We start from the raw sequence: 14471 nt of genomic DNA on the forward strand, positions 1-14471 counted from the left end.
AACGTCAGGGTTCTGATCGGGCAGAGGCCTCGCTGCACTCGCAGGCGACCTGGTCGGGCTACAAGATCCCTCCGAGGGACTCGTCGAAAGCGTCGGAGAAATCCTGCTCGTTCTCAGCGGAGTAGCGCGCCCACGCTTCGTCGTTCCAGATCTCGATGAAGTCCATCGAACCGATCACCACGCAGTTTCGTTCGAGCCCCGCATAGCGGCGATGCTCGGGACTGATGGTGATGCGTCCCTGTCCGTCCGGCCGCTGTTCGTCTGTTCCCGAGAAGAACTGGCGAACGTAGGCACGAGCTTTGGGGTTGGCACGAGAAGCCGCCGTCAACTTCCGAGAGCGCTCCGCGAAGTCGGCCGCGGTGTAGACAGCGAGGCTGAAATCCTGCCCCTTGCTCACCATGACCCCTCCTGCAAGCGCGTCCCGAAACTTGGCCGGCAACGTGAGTCGACCCTTGTCGTCGAGCTTCGGCGTGTAGGTACCGAGAAACACTCGCCACCTCCAGCCTCGACTCTCCGCTGCGGACCACTTTACCCCACTCTCCCCCACTTCGAACCATTCATGGCCGGAAAACTTTGGAGAAGTCACTGTCTGCGCTGGTCAAGACGTAGAAGATCGGCGCTGCCGTCAGCGATACCGCGGGCGATTCCGAGGGCTCGAACCGGACGCCATGGCGCACGAGTCCAGCATCGAAGCAGCCTGACCAGGCACGCAGCACCTACGGTGGTGGACGACGGTCGATCTCGGCCCCTCGGTGGGGCCTTGGTGGGGAAAAGTGGGGAGCGTGGGTGACAGTGGGGGACGTGTCCCACAACTTCCGCGCGCGAACACGCGAACCGGCCCTCGACGCGGAGCGGAGGGCTGCAGTCGATCGGGCGGCGTCCGTTCGAGGGCAGAAACGACAACAGCACCTCACCCGAGGGTGAGATGCTGTTCTACGTTGACGCGTGAAGTTGTGGAGACGAGCCGATAAGGGTCGGTTCGGCGAAACCCGGTCGACTCAGTCCTGCTCGAACCTCTTACGGAACCGATCTTCCATGCGAGAGGTGAAGCTGCCGCCCTTGCGACCACCCTTCGATTTCTGTCCGGTACCACGCCCGGACGTCTCGGCAGCATCGTTGGATGCGCTGCCCTCGTCCTGCGACGCTGCGGCTCCCTTGCTGGAACCGCCGAACAGGAACAGTGCCCCGGCACCGAACATGAACAAAAAGCCGATGAGACTGACGACGAGAAAAGCCAGGCTGTTCGTCGACAATGCAACACCGGCGACGAGCAACACGAGTCCCACTACGAACAGCGCGGCAGCCTGAAAGCGCCTCCTGCTCGACGCCGCACGTACGCGACCGCCCCTCACATGAGACGCGAATTTGGGATCCTCGGCGTAGAGAGCGCTCTCGATCTGGTCGAGCATGCGCTGCTCGTGCTCGGAGAGTGGCACGGTACCTCCCCCTGCACAGATATTGAAGGTCATTTCGGTTCCGAAACGACGGGAAGCTGACCTTGGCGGCTACCTGCTGTCGATGATACGAGCTGAATCGGCCGCTTACCACCTACTCGGTCGATGTGTTCCTGAGAAACACCGAAGTTTTCGAGACGCACGTCCCGAAAACCTTGGGCGAACACCCGATGACGTGGCGATTGTCACCTGACGTCCAGCTCGGTGCGCTACGCAGACAGGGGCGCCGTCATGGGGTCGACGGACTCGAATCGAGCCTGCCCGCCGAGTCGGTCCTCGATCGAGTTCAGAAAACGACCGACGTGTCGATGGAAATCGTCGGCATCGAGATCGGCGATCGTGCTCGACGCGCCGGCCTCGACCGCCGCCCTGGTGGCGGAGAAAGACGCGAAATAGTCGGCCCAGACGGCGAGATCCGGTGCCGCCTTTGCCATCAACACCCACGCACTGCGCGAACGAGGACGCGCGCCGATCGAATTCGGCAACGACGCCAGCACAGCTGCCGCGCCTTTCAGTGCAGCGGCGTAGCTACCGAGAAATCGATCTCCGGCATCGCTCTCCCCGATGGACTCGGACAGCAAAGCATCGGCCCGGCCCAGCAGAATCTGAGCCTGACGCGACACCGGCGACCGCACTCCGGCATCGAATGCCTTCGTGATCGTCATACTCGAACACCTCCAGTTCGAATCTCCGGCGCGCACCTGGCGCGGCCGGAACCGTGGCGAAGCCTTACAGTCGAACTCCGGAAGAATCCGACTCGACATACGAGCCGAAGCCACCGGCGCACTCGGCCCCGATTGTCGAACACCCGTTCGACACATTCAATATAGCCGTGCCCACCGACAAGTTGCCGAAGAAAGGTTGAGAACAGTCGTCACCGATGCGCGGACAACGCCGTACCTGGTCGATCTGACGCCCCCGGAATTCCGCCAGCGGCTGTTCGAGGCACTGTCCATCTACGTCGAGGCCATGGGCTATCCGCGTGGAACCGAACAGAGCCGAGCCCCGATGTGGAGTGAACACCTGCACCGCCCGGGCTGGCGAGCCGTCGGCGCACTGCTCCCGAACGCCGATCCGACACAGCTCGATTCGCTGGTGGCCGTCGCGTACGGCTACCACGGTGCCGCGCACCAGTGGTGGCATCAACAGGTTCGCGACGGATTACGGCGCACGGGGCATTCCCCGCAGACCGTCGAAGCCACGCTCGCGGACTACTTCGAGCTGACCGAGTTGCACGTTCTCCCGAGCGCCCAGGGGCACGGTCTCGGTGGACGACTGTGCAGCCGACTGCTGCGCGGCGTCTCGGCGGCCAACGTGATGTTGTCCACACCCGAAGTAGCCGAGGAGGACAACCGAGCCTGGCGGCTCTACCGCAGGCTCGGCTTCGCGGACGTACTGCGCGACTTCACCTTCAGCGGGGACCGACGACCCTTCGCGGTCCTGGGCCGCCGGTTGCCCCTCGACGGGCCAGTAGCCTGAGGGTGTGATCGATGCTGTGGTGGTGGGCTCCGGCCACAATGCCCTGACCTCCGCCTGTTACCTGACCGATGCCGGCATGTCGGTCGAGGTTCTCGAGCGCGACTCCGTCGCCGGCGGCGCGGTCTCGACGGTGGAACGCTTTCCCGGCCACCGAGTGGACCGTGGTTCGTCGGCACACATCATGATTCGGCACACAGGCATCATCGAGGAGCTCGGCCTCGCCGAGTTCGGACTGCGCTACATCGACTGCGACCCCTGGGCGTTCGCGCCGGGAGCCGTCGGCACCGACGAACGCGGAATCGTCTTCCACCGAAGCCTGGAACGAACCTGCGAGTCCATCGCCGCCGCCTGCGGCGCAGCCGACGCGCGCGCCTACCGAACGTTCGTCTCCGTCTGGGGTCCCCGCAGCGAACGCACCATGCGTGCGTTCGGTGGGCCGCCCACCGGTCCGAAACTGCTCCGATCCTTCTGGGGCCTCGGTGCCCCCGACGGCGGAAGCATGCTCTCGCGTGAGTTCCTCGCCACCGGCGATTCCCTGTTGGACGAGATGTTCTCGAGCGAACGACTCAAGGCTGCGCTCGCGTGGTTCGGCGCTCAGTCGGGTCCGCCGATGTCCGAGCCCGGTACCGCACCGATGGTCGGCTTCGCGGCCCTCATGCACACCCTTCCGCCGGGCCGCGCCGTCGGCGGCAGCGGAGCATTGACCGAGGCGATGATCGCTCGGCTGCAACGCGACGGTGCCGAACTGACACTCGGCGACGCGGTCACCTCGCTCGTACGCCGCCCGCACGGCTGGACCACCAGGACCGCGTCGGGACGGGAGATCGACAGCCGCATCGTCGTGGCCGGCTGCCACATCCTGACCACCCTCGACCTTCTCGAAGCCGGTGGACACGACTCGGCGCAGATCGCCCCGTGGCGCAGCACGATTCGGGTAGGACCGGGGATCGGTACTGCGGTCAGACTGGCCACCGACGCTCTTCCGACGTACCCGAGTGCCGACCGCATCGAGGACGGCACCCACGGTCTGGCGCTGCTGGTACGCGACCGCAGCCAGTTGCGGTTGGCACACGGGCACGCCCTGGCCGGCGACCTGCCGCCCACCCCGGCCGTGCTGGGAATGTCCTTCAGCGCACTCGATCCCACCATCGCACCGCCGGGACAGCACCAGATCTCACTGTGGTCGCAGTGGCATCCCCATACCCTCGCCGACGGCAGGCAGTGGCGATCGGACGTTCCGGGCGAGCGCTCGTTGGCCGAGTTCGAGGCAGATCGAATCGTGGCCGAACTGGACCGGTACGCACCCGGTTTCGCCGAGTCCGTGTTGGATCGGTTCGTTCAATCGCCGCCGGACATCGAGCGTGAGCTCGGTCTGATCGGAGGCAACATCATGCACCTGGACATGTCGTTGGACCAGATGATGATGTGGCGGCCGCATCCTCGACTGGCCGGGCATCGGGTCCCCGGTGCCGACGGGCTCTATCTCACCGGCGCATCGACCCACCCCGGCGGAGGGGTCACCGCGGCCAGTGGTCGGTCGGCGGCCCGAATCGCGATCGCCGACGCCCGCGCAGCCCGCCGTCGCACGTTCTTCGGAAGGAAACGGGAATGAAGGTCGTTCCGATCGTCGTGGCGGCCGCTGCCGTGGGCTGCCAGATCCTCTACCCACTGGTGTCGGGATCGACCAGGGACGCAGTGACGGTGGCGGTGGTGGCCCTGCTCGCGCTCGCGTCGATCCTGCACGCGGCGCTGAACCGCGGCGTCGTGTGGGCTACCGTTCTCGTCGTCGTGACCGCAGGAACCGGGTTCGCGTCCGAACTCGTCGGCACGGCCACCGGGATCCCGTTCGGCGAATACTTCTACGCGCAGAATCGCTTGGGCCCGAGCCTGTTCGAGGTACCCGTCGTGGTCCCTCTGGCGTGGACGGCCGGGTTTTACCCGATCTGGTGTGCAGTGACCTTCGTCGTCGGCCGTCTCGACACGACGCAGGCGCGCGCCACCGCACTGCGAATCGTGGCCGTGGCGGTGGGGATGGTCGGCTGGGACCTCTATCTGGATCCACAGATGGTCACCGACGGACAGTGGACCTGGACCGCCGGTTCGGTCGGGCTGCCGGGTGTGCCGTCGATTCCGCTGACCAACTACCTCGGCTGGCTGGTGGTGGCGACGCTGATGGCTGCGGTGATGGAATCGCTCGACCGCGCCGTCGGTCGCCCCCGGTCGTCCGACGACGCAGTGCCCATCGGATTGTTCCTGTGGACGTGGCTCGGGTCGGCGCTCGCGCACGCGGTGTTCCTCGACGGTCCGGAGCTTCGCTTCTCGGCGGTGTACGGATTCGTCGTCATGGGCGTCGTCGGCATACCACTGCTGTGGAATGCCCGTCTGTCCAGGAACACCCGACACGCCTCGCTGACAACCCCTGCCGACTGACATCACCTCGATGCCCTGGCACGATGTCGCTGTGCAGTCGACATCGCGAACACCTCATCGAACCCACCGCCGCCGCGTTCTCTCGGTGGTCGCACTGGCCCTGCTGGTCGCGCCGATGCTGGCCGGTTGCCTGCGCGTGCAGGTCACGATGGGCGTGTCGGCGAACGACCGTGTCGCAGGTCAGATCGTGGCGGCCAGCGTGCCGACATCGGACTCCGACACCGGCCCGGAACTGGTGGTTCCCTCCTCGATCGAGGACAAGGTTCGCGTCGAGCCGTACGACCAGGACGGATACGTCGGATCGCAGGCCATCTTCGACGATCTCTCGTTCGGCGACGTGCAGACCCTCGGCTCGATCTTCCAGAACGCGGCCGGATCGTTCCAGCTGACACTGCAGCGATCGGGTGACACCGTCACTCTTGCCGGCAACGCCGATCTGTCCTCCGTTCCGGTTCAGGGCACGGACGTACAGTTCACCATCGCGTTCCCGGCCCGCATCGGCACCACCAACGGCACCCGCGAGAGCGACAACTCGATCTCCTGGAAGTTGCCGGCAGGCGAGGTCACCTCGGTGCGCGCCGAGGTCAACTATCCCGATCCCAACACCAGAAGCTTCGCCGGCTGGGCCGGCATCGTGGGCGGGGTGACGGTCGGTGTCGCGGCCATCGTCGGAGCCATGGCCTGGGTGTCGCGCAATCCACCGCTGCGGGGCCGCGGCTCGCGCGGTACCGAGCCGGGAAGCTCGACCGAGAGAACATCTGTGTGAAAGACCGCGTGCTCGCGCGAACGACGGCGACCGCTGCCGTCCTCGCGGCTGCGTCGGCCGCGGTGTCGGAGTTCAACTCTCGGTTCATGCCGAGCCTGCACTCCCCGGAGCAGGACGTCACCGAAAGCGTCGTCGTCTGTGTACCCGCCCGCAACGAGGCCGCGACGCTTCCCGCGCTGATCGGCGATCTCGCGATGCAACGATCGTGCACGGATCTGCGAGTGATCGTCCTCGACGACGACTCGACCGACGGAACGGCCTCCGCTGCCCGCGCGGCTGCAGGCGGTGATCCGAGGATTCGCGTCGTGACCTCCGGTGTCGCTCCCCCGGCCGGCTGGACCGGTAAGGCCGCCGCGTGCGCCGAGCTCGCGAGACTGGCCGACGAGGACGACCCGACGACGTCGTTGATCGTGTTCGTCGATGCCGATGTGCGCCTGGAACCGGAGGCCGTGGCGGCAGCGGCCCGCATGCTGCGACGGAGCGGTGCCTCCCTGCTGTGCCCGTGGCCGGAGCAACTGGCCGAGAGCACCGTCGAGCGACTGGTCCAGCCCCTGCTCGCATGGTCGTGGATGTCCACGCTTCCCGTCCCTCTCGGCAACGCGACGCTCGCACCGTCGATGACGGTCGCCTGCGGGCAGTTCATGGCTTTCGACGCCGCCGCCTACCGGGCCGTGGGGGGCCACGGCTGCGTCGCCGCGAGCGCAACCGAGGACCTGGATCTGGCACGCGCTCTGCGTCGGCGGGGGTTCTCGACCGCGGTGGCGTCGGGTGCGGGGTTCGTTCGATGCCGGATGTACCGATCGGCAGCGGAGTTGCGGTCCGGCTACAGCAGGTGGTTGTGGAACGAGTTCGGTGGACCGGCCGGTTCGGTGGCGGCGGCCCTGGCACTGACCGTCGTGTACGTGCTGCCCCCGATCACTGCGCTCACCTCCTCGGGTGTCGCGCGTCGCCTCGGCTGCGCCGGCTATCTCGCAGGCACGGTGTCACGGATGTCCGTGCGGCGGCGCGAGACGGGATCGCGGTTCGGGGTGGGCGACGTAGTCGACGCCGCGCTGCACCCGGTCTCGATTCTCGCCTTCGTCGGACTCGTCGCAGAGTCCCACGTGCGCAGGCGTCGCGGCTCGCTGTCGTGGAAGTCGCGCCCGATGCCTGCGCCGCACACCTGACCGTCTCACACTCTCGCGGCTGCAAGCCCCAGGTTGCTGAGCACCTCACGCGTCGCGCGCGCGAAGTTGAGAGTGATGAAGTGCAGTCCGGGTGCGCCCTCGGAGATCAGGCGCTCACCGATGTTCGTCGCGAGTTCGATGCCCACTTCTCGCACCGCGGCGCGGTCCTCCTCGGGGCCGGATCCCGCTGCGCGCGTGAACTTCTCGTCCAGGTGCGACGGAAGCGTCGTGCCCGAGAGCTCGAGCATCCGGCGAACCGACCGAAGCGAGGTGATGGGCATGATCTCGGGAATGATCGGCTTGGCACCCTGCTCGGCGTCGAACGCCGACACACGATCACGTAGACGCAGGTAGTCGTCCACATCGAAGAACATCTGAGTGATCGAGTACTCCGCTCCCGCCCGCAACTTCCCGACCAGGCATCGGGTGTCCTGTTCGAGATCGCCTGCGCGGTGGTGCCCTTCGGGGAACGACGCCACGCCGACGTGGAAGTCGCCGAGATCGCGAACCAGCCGGACGAGCTCCTCGGCGTACTCGACACCGTCCGGATGCTTCTCCCAGTCGCCGAGCGGATCTCCGGGGGGATCTCCGCGAAGTACGAGGATGTTGGTGATACCGCGGTCCGCGTACGACCCCACCATGGATCGCAGCTCGTCCACACTGTGCGAGACGGCAGTGAGATGCGCCACAGGCAGAAGGGTGGTCTCCTCGGCGATCTGCCCGGTGACACGCACCGTCCGATCACGGGTGGAGCCCCCCGCGCCGTAGGTCATCGACACGAATGCGGGCTGAAGTTGTTCGAACTCACGGACCGCCCGCCACAGCCTGGCCTCGGCGGCCGCGTCTCGCGGAGGCGAGAACTCCACCGAGAACGGGATCCTGGCCTCGGGTTCTGTCCGTAGTCGGTCGACGATGGACGGTGTTCTCGTCACGAATCCTCGACTCGACCGCCCCCTGACGGAATCTTCGCTCACCCGAAGATCATAGGTTGCGGCCCACCGAAGCCCGTCGGGCATCCCTGACGACAGATGTTCGCGGCAGGTCGGTCCAGGGTTTCCACGGCCATTACTGTGGAAACGAGAATTCACGCAATCCACAGCAACCTTGGAGGATCGTCCTGTCCGGAGACTTTTCTTCACCCGTAGTCGACACTCCCGCCGCCGCGCACGACCCGAAGGCGATGCGCACGGCCGTCGACGCGACGCTCGCCGAGTTCTTCACCTCACGCCGAGATGTCGTCGACACCGTCGGTGGCGGCTATCCCGCTGCGGTGGCCGACCTCGAGGCCTTCGTACTTCGCGGTGGCAAGCGCATGCGCCCTGCATTCGCCTGGACCGCATGGCTCGGTGCAGGCGGTGAATCCACCGGTGCCCGAGCGGACGCAGTGCTGCGGGCGTGCTCGGCGCTCGAACTGATCCAGGCCTGCGCCCTCATCCACGACGACATCATCGATTCCTCCAGTACCCGACGCGGTTTCCCGACCGTGCACGTCGGGTTCGCCCAACGGCACCGAGACGCGGGGTGGTCCGGCGGCGCGGACCATTTCGGTGAATCGGCAGCGATCCTCGTCGGCGATCTCGCCCTGTGTTGGGCAGACGATCTCCTGCGCGAGTCCGGCATCGACGCCGATGCCGCACGACGGGTCCAACCGGTGTGGTCGGCGATGCGCACGGAGGTTCTCGGCGGCCAGTTGCTCGACATCGAAGCCGAGGCAGGCACCGACGAGAGTGTCGCGGCTGCCATGCGAGTCAACCGATACAAGACCGCTGCCTACACCGTCGAGCGGCCGCTGCATCTCGGCGCAGTCCTCGCCGATGCCGACGAGAACCTGATCTCGGCCTACCGCAACTTCGGTGCGGACATCGGAATCGCGTTCCAGCTGCGCGACGACCTCCTCGGGGTGTTCGGCGATCCCGAGGTCACCGGCAAACCGTCGGGCGACGACATCACCGAGGGCAAACGCACCGTGCTGATCGCGCTGGCGCTGGAGAAAGCCGACCGGACCCGGCCGGATCGTGCAGCCACGATCAGGGCCAGCCTCGGAACCGAACTCGACGCGAACGAAGTGGCCGACATCCGTTCCATCCTCGTCGAACTCGGCGCAGTGGACGCGGTCGAGAAACAGATCGACGAGCTCGGGACCCGGGCCGTTGCCGCCCTCGACAACAGTTCGATCGAACCGGTCGCTGCCGCGCACCTGCGCGCCATGGCAACCGCCGCCATCCAACGGCAGTACTGAAAGAGAGCGTCATGTCTTCGATCCGCACGGTCTCCGGCACCACCGACACCGTGGTCGTCGTGGGAGCCGGTTTGGCCGGCCTGGCCGCCGGTCTGCATCTGCTGGGAGCAGGCAGGAAAGTCACCATCGTCGAGCGCGAAGAGACCGTGGGCGGCCGCGTCGGGGTGTACCCGGTATCGGACGCCGACGGAACGCACCTGTACGACATCGACAACGGCGCGAGCGTGCTCACGATGCCGAACCTGGTGCTCGAGGCGCTCGCCGCCGTGGGTGCCGACTTCGAGTCGACCACGCCGCCGATTCGGCTGACCGCTCTGTCGCCGTCCTATCACACGCGTTATGCCGACGGCACGTCCATCGACGTCTACTCCGATCCCGAGGCCATGGCGGCCGAGGTCGAGCGAACCTGCGGCCCGGCCGAGGCGCAGGGATATCGAGAACTGCGACGCTGGCTCGCCGACATCTTCGACGCCGAGTTCGACCGCTTCATCGACTCGAACTTCGATTCACCGCTCGATCTCGTGGGATCGAAAGCTGCGATCTCCGACACCGCGACGCTGACCAGACTGGGCGGCTTCGGCCGGCTCGGGCCACGCGTCGACAAGTTCCTGAAGGACACTCGCCTGCGCCGCGTGTTCACGTTCCAGGCGCTCTACGCCGGCATGGCACCTCAGAAGGCGCTCGCGGTCTACGGAGCCATCGCACACATGGACACCTCGCTCGGGGTGTTCTTCCCCGAAGGCGGCATGGCGGCCATCGCACGGGCCATGGCCGACGCGTTCGTCACCGCGGGTGGCACGCTCGAACTCGGCACCGAGATCGTCGACATCACCGTCGACCGAGGTCGTGCCGACTCCGTGATCACTGCAGCCGGCGGTCGAATCGCGTGCGACGCACTCGTTCTCACCGCGGACCTGCCCGTCGTCGACCGACTGCTCGACCGGGCGTCGGTGTCGAAGAAGGGCCGCCGGAACGGATACGGCGTCGTCTCGCCGTCGGCGGTCGTCGCGCACGGAACCGTTCCCGTCGACGTGACGGCGACGTGGCCCGCCCGCGCACATCACACCATCGACTTCGGTGACGAATGGGCCGAGACCTTCCGCCGGATCACCGCAAAGGCGGGCAAGGGGTCCTTGATGGCCGATCCGTCGCTGCTGATCACCCGACCGTCGGTCAGCGATACCCAACTCGAGATGGTGCGTGACGGTGTTCGATGCGAGCCGGTGTCGATCCTCGCACCGTGCCCCAATCTCGACAGCGCGCCCCTTCCCTGGAACGAATTGGCGCAGCCGTACCTTCGCGAGATCCTGACGACCATGGAAGGTCGGGGGTACAAGGGCCTACTCGACGGATTCACACTCGACCACATCGACACTCCCGAGACCTGGGCGCAGAAAGGCATGATCTCCGGTTCGCCGTTCTCGTCGGCGCACGTGTTTCGGCAGACCGGGCCGTTCCGACGCAAGAACATGGTCGCCGGGCTCGACAACGTGGTTCTCGCCGGCTCGGGCACGACGCCCGGAGTGGGCGTTCCCACGGTTCTGGTGTCGGGAAAGCTCGCCGCAGAGCGGGTGACGGGGCGCACGGGACGGTAGGTTCGTTCGATTGACTGCGTCGACCAACTAAGCTGAGCGCGATCGTTTGCCGGTCGCGCTCATTGCTGCGACCATGATCGTTCGGTGGTCGGCGTGAACCATCGGCCGGCGTACGGATCTCGACCCACAACTCGTTGCAGAGGAGGAGCAGGCGGCAATGTCTTCGATCTCGTCGCACTCCACCTCCGAGGATCGATCGTCGGACGGCCCCCTGCCCTCGGATTCGCGACGACCGTCCAGACTGACCGCAACGGGCAACTTCCTTCGCAGTCCCGAGGGCAAGGCCGCGATACTCGGTGTGGTCGGCGCCGTGTGCATCGTGTTCGGCGGGTTCGGGGCCGGCAGTGTGCGCAGGCGCGATCCGTTGCTCGAGGAGATGCACCTGTCGTGGCTGCGATTCGGCCACGGATTCGTCCTGTCGACCATCATCGTCTGGGTCGGCGTACTGCTGATGATCACCGCCTGGGTTCGGCTCGGGCGCGCGACTCTGCACGGCCGCACCACGGTGGGTGAACTGCGCTGGATCGTCCCGGCATGGACCGCACCACTACTGCTGTCGGTGCCGATGTTCAGCCGCGACGCGTACTCGTACCTGGCGCAGGGCGCTCTGCTCCGCGACGGATTCGATCCGTATGCCGTTGGCCCCGTTGCCAATCCGGGAGTTCTGCTCGACAACGTCAGCAATGTCTGGACCACCACCACTGCGCCGTACGGCCCGTTGTTCCTGCTGCTCGGCCGCGGAATCACCAGCCTGACCGGCGACAACGTGATCGCTGGAACCATGTTGCTGCGCCTGACGATGTTGCCGGGTCTGGCATTGATGATGTGGGCGGTTCCGCGGCTGGCGAAGCACCTCGGTGGCCGAGCGACCACCGCGGTGTGGCTCGCCGTCCTCAACCCTCTGGTCCTGATCCACCTGATCGGCGGGGTGCACAACGAGTTGCTCATGGTGGGCCTGATGACCGCGGGAATCGTGCTGACGCTCGAGCATCGACACGTGGGCGGCATCGCGCTGGTCGCCATCGCGGTGGCGATCAAGGCCACAGCAGGCCTCGCGCTGCCTTTCCTGGTGTGGATCTGGATGCTCCATCTGCGGGAGAAGGCACAGGCGGAGGGACGAAAGCCGATGTCGCCCGCCCTGGCGTTCGTCAAGACCGCCGGCATCGGAGCCTCCGTCTTCGTTGCCGTGTTCGCCGTGGCGTCGGTGATCGCCGGAGTCGGAATCGGTTGGCTGACCGCTCTTTCCGGATCGGCCAAGATCATCAACTGGCTCTCGCTGCCCACGATCCTGGCGCACCTGGTGACCGTCGGCACGTCGTGGTTCCTCGATCTCCGCCTCGGACCCGTTCTCGATGTGACTCGTCTGCTGTGCGCGATAGCGCTGGTGGTCGTTCTGGCGGTGGCCTGGTGGTTGGGCCGCAGATCCGAACGCGATGCGGTCAAGGGCATCCTGATCGCCCTGGTCGCCACCGTCGTGCTCTCCCCCGCGGCCCTGCCCTGGTACTACTCGTGGCCACTGGCGATCGCCGCAGGCTTCGCCCTCTCGCGCACGACCCTGATGATCCTGACGGGTCTGTCGACGTGGCTCATGCTCGTCTTCCAACCCGACGGATCGATCGGCCTGTACACCTTCGGACACGTCGCACTGGCGATCTTCGCCGCGGTCGTCGCAGCTCTGGCGCTGACACGCGTCGATCCGCTGCGTTTACGATCGGACCGATCCAGGGAACACCGTGCCGTGCCGAACGCGCCCAAGACCCCAGCAACGGAACCGACCGGAGACGAATCCACGTCATGAGGGCCGCGTGATGAAAGAACTCGACGGTATCGATCCTGAACTGCACGCGGCGTACCGCATCTGCCGCGAACTCAACGCCCAACACGGCAAGACGTATTTCCTCGCCACTCGCCTGCTCCCCACCGACAAGCGCGCAGGCGTACACGCGCTGTACGGGTTCGCCCGGATGGTCGACGACATCGTCGACCTCGAAGGCACCGACATCGCCGTGGGATCGGACGAGCTCAACGCCCGTCGCATCGTCGAACTCGACGTGATCGAATCCAGGGTGCGCGACGCATTGGCGGGAAAACCCCTGTCCGACAGCGTGTCCGATCAGGTGTTGAGCGCGTTGTGCGACACCGTGGCGCGCTACGACATTCCGCACGACTACTTCTTCGCGTTCATGCACTCGATGCGTATGGACATTCCGGGGAGTCCGATGTTCGTCTCGCGCTACCGCACGATGGAGCAGTTGCGCGAGTACATGTACGGCTCCGCCGCCGTGATCGGACTGCAGATGTTGCCGATCCTGGGAACCGTCGTCGAGCGGTCCGTGGCCGAGCCCCCGGCCGCAGCCCTGGGCGAGGCGTTCCAGCTGACCAACTTCATCCGCGACATGGGTGAGGACCTCGATCGCGACCGCATCTACCTGCCCACCGACGAGCTCGCGGCGTTCGGCGTCGACGAAGAACTACTCCGGTGGTGCCGCACCACGGGCAGTGTCGACGCCAGGGTCACCCGCGCCCTCGCACACCTGATCGCCGTCACCCGCTCGATCTACCGCACGTCCGATGCAGGCATCGAGATGCTGGATCCGCGAGTGCGGCCGTCGATGCGCACGGCGTCGATTCTGTACGGCCGCATACTCGACGAGGTCGAGTCACAGGGCTACCGTGTGCTCTCCCAACGCGCGACGGTGCCGCAGTGGACCAGAGCGCGCATAGCGCTGCCGCAGTTCGCCGTCACCGGCTTCAAGCGCGCGACGGTTCGCTAGAAGGCCATGGCCTGTGCGCGCCTGATCACTTCGCGCATCAGGTCGCCGTGCAGAGCAGCGACGGGTGCACCCGGCAGGCTCTCGTCCTCGGTGAACAGCCACCGCAGGATTTCCTCGTCCTCGTAGCCGCCGTCGTGCAGCACGGCCAGGAGACCGGGCAGCCCCTTGACGATGGTGCCCTTGCTCGAATCGAGGAACTGTTCCGGCACGACGGGCACGCGTGAACGCTTCAGGGCGAGCAACTGGCGATCTCGGACGAGCTGTTCGACGCGGGTCTTGGGGACGTCGAGGATCTTCGCGACATCGGCGAACTGCAGCACGGACTCCGACGGATCGAGCACGTCGTCGGCATAGGGAATGGCACTCACGCAGGTAACGTTAACGGGTCCGGCATCGAGACTTCAAAAGCGTCACAGCCGGGTCGTTCCGCAGGCTCCACTCCTGTGCAGCCGACCCAGCCGGTCCGAGACACAAGCCACGATCGTCGGTCGGCATCCCCGGCACCGATACGATCGTCTTCAGTGTCCGGCGACCGAGCCGGAAGACGAGTGGACGACGAGGGGAGGTT

The 14471-nt window shown here is 66.2% G+C and carries 14 protein-coding genes; 9 read left to right on the forward strand and 5 right to left on the reverse strand.

The features are described from left to right. Window positions 1-58: 58 nt before the first annotated feature. From mraZ to CH274_RS12595, 3 genes are all read right to left on the reverse strand, one after another. Window positions 59-490: a division/cell wall cluster transcriptional repressor MraZ gene (gene mraZ, locus CH274_RS12585; protein ID WP_027497352.1), complete on the reverse strand. Its 432-nt coding sequence runs from the start codon at window positions 488-490 to the stop codon at window positions 59-61. Between the two features lie 508 nt (window positions 491-998). After that, window positions 999-1436, reverse strand: a complete 438-nt coding sequence (locus CH274_RS12590) for a DUF3040 domain-containing protein (protein WP_094647816.1) — start codon at window positions 1434-1436, stop codon at window positions 999-1001. Window positions 1437-1663: 227 nt separating this feature from the next. After that, a complete protein-coding gene (locus CH274_RS12595; RefSeq protein ID WP_094657636.1) occupies window positions 1664-2119 on the reverse strand; it encodes an SAV_6107 family HEPN domain-containing protein in 456 nt (151 codons plus the stop codon). A gap of 196 nt (window positions 2120-2315) precedes the next feature. On the opposite strand from CH274_RS12595, the gene CH274_RS12600 reads away from it, so the two are divergent. The 5 genes from CH274_RS12600 to CH274_RS12620 are packed head-to-tail and all read left to right on the forward strand — an operon-like array spanning window position 2316 to window position 7295. Beyond that, window positions 2316-2933 carry a GNAT family N-acetyltransferase gene (locus CH274_RS12600; protein ID WP_094657637.1) on the forward strand — a complete coding sequence of 206 codons (618 nt, stop codon included), beginning with the start codon at window positions 2316-2318 and terminating at the stop codon, window positions 2931-2933. A 4-nt stretch (window positions 2934-2937) separates the two neighbouring features. After that, entirely contained in the window at window positions 2938-4545 is a 1608-nt protein-coding gene (locus CH274_RS12605) for a phytoene desaturase family protein (RefSeq protein ID WP_082073679.1), read from the forward strand. Then, a complete protein-coding gene (locus CH274_RS12610; protein ID WP_032394392.1) occupies window positions 4542-5363 on the forward strand; it encodes a carotenoid biosynthesis protein in 822 nt (273 codons plus the stop codon). Before CH274_RS12605 ends, CH274_RS12610 begins: the two co-directional genes overlap by 4 nt. A 10-nt stretch (window positions 5364-5373) precedes the next feature. After that, the gene (locus tag CH274_RS12615) at window positions 5374-6129 is read left to right on the forward strand and encodes an LppM family (lipo)protein (RefSeq protein WP_179272919.1); all 756 of its coding nucleotides are present in this window, start codon (window positions 5374-5376) and stop codon (window positions 6127-6129) included. Continuing rightward, a complete protein-coding gene (locus CH274_RS12620) occupies window positions 6126-7295 on the forward strand; it encodes a glycosyltransferase (protein WP_256993568.1) in 1170 nt (389 codons plus the stop codon). The genes CH274_RS12615 and CH274_RS12620 overlap by 4 nt, the downstream gene beginning before the upstream one ends. Window positions 7296-7300: 5 nt before the next feature. Here the strand turns inward: CH274_RS12620 and metF are convergent, their stop codons facing one another. Further along, complete coding sequence (metF, locus tag CH274_RS12625; RefSeq protein WP_032394703.1) at window positions 7301-8227, reverse strand: methylenetetrahydrofolate reductase [NAD(P)H]; 927 nt, start codon at window positions 8225-8227, stop codon at window positions 7301-7303. 248 nt (window positions 8228-8475) lie between these two features. On the opposite strand from metF, the gene CH274_RS12630 reads away from it, so the two are divergent. The 4 genes from CH274_RS12630 (at window position 8476) to CH274_RS12645 (ending at window position 13903) form a co-directional block, all read left to right on the forward strand. Further along, window positions 8476-9534 (forward strand): polyprenyl synthetase family protein, encoded by a 1059-nt coding sequence (locus CH274_RS12630; RefSeq protein WP_094631678.1) that lies wholly within the window; start codon window positions 8476-8478, stop codon window positions 9532-9534. An 11-nt stretch (window positions 9535-9545) separates the two neighbouring features. Next, on the forward strand, window positions 9546-11129 hold the full coding sequence (gene crtI, locus CH274_RS12635) for a phytoene desaturase family protein (RefSeq protein ID WP_179275723.1): 1584 nt from the start codon (window positions 9546-9548) through the stop codon (window positions 11127-11129). A gap of 157 nt (window positions 11130-11286) precedes the next feature. After that, on the forward strand, window positions 11287-12927 hold the full coding sequence (locus CH274_RS12640) for an alpha-(1->6)-mannopyranosyltransferase A (protein WP_094657638.1): 1641 nt from the start codon (window positions 11287-11289) through the stop codon (window positions 12925-12927). A 10-nt stretch (window positions 12928-12937) separates the two neighbouring features. Further along, window positions 12938-13903 carry a phytoene/squalene synthase family protein gene (locus CH274_RS12645; RefSeq protein ID WP_032394394.1) on the forward strand — a complete coding sequence of 322 codons (966 nt, stop codon included), beginning with the start codon at window positions 12938-12940 and terminating at the stop codon, window positions 13901-13903. Here CH274_RS12645 and CH274_RS12650 read toward each other — a convergent pair. Next, window positions 13900-14271 carry an Rv2175c family DNA-binding protein gene (locus CH274_RS12650; protein ID WP_032394395.1) on the reverse strand — a complete coding sequence of 124 codons (372 nt, stop codon included), beginning with the start codon at window positions 14269-14271 and terminating at the stop codon, window positions 13900-13902. The two genes, CH274_RS12645 and CH274_RS12650, sit on opposite strands and share 4 nt — an antisense overlap. Between the last annotated feature and the right edge of the window lie 200 nt (window positions 14272-14471).

The sequence above is a fragment of the Rhodococcus sp. 06-418-5 genome, assembly GCF_002258285.1.
Taxonomy (GTDB): domain Bacteria; phylum Actinomycetota; class Actinomycetes; order Mycobacteriales; family Mycobacteriaceae; genus Rhodococcoides.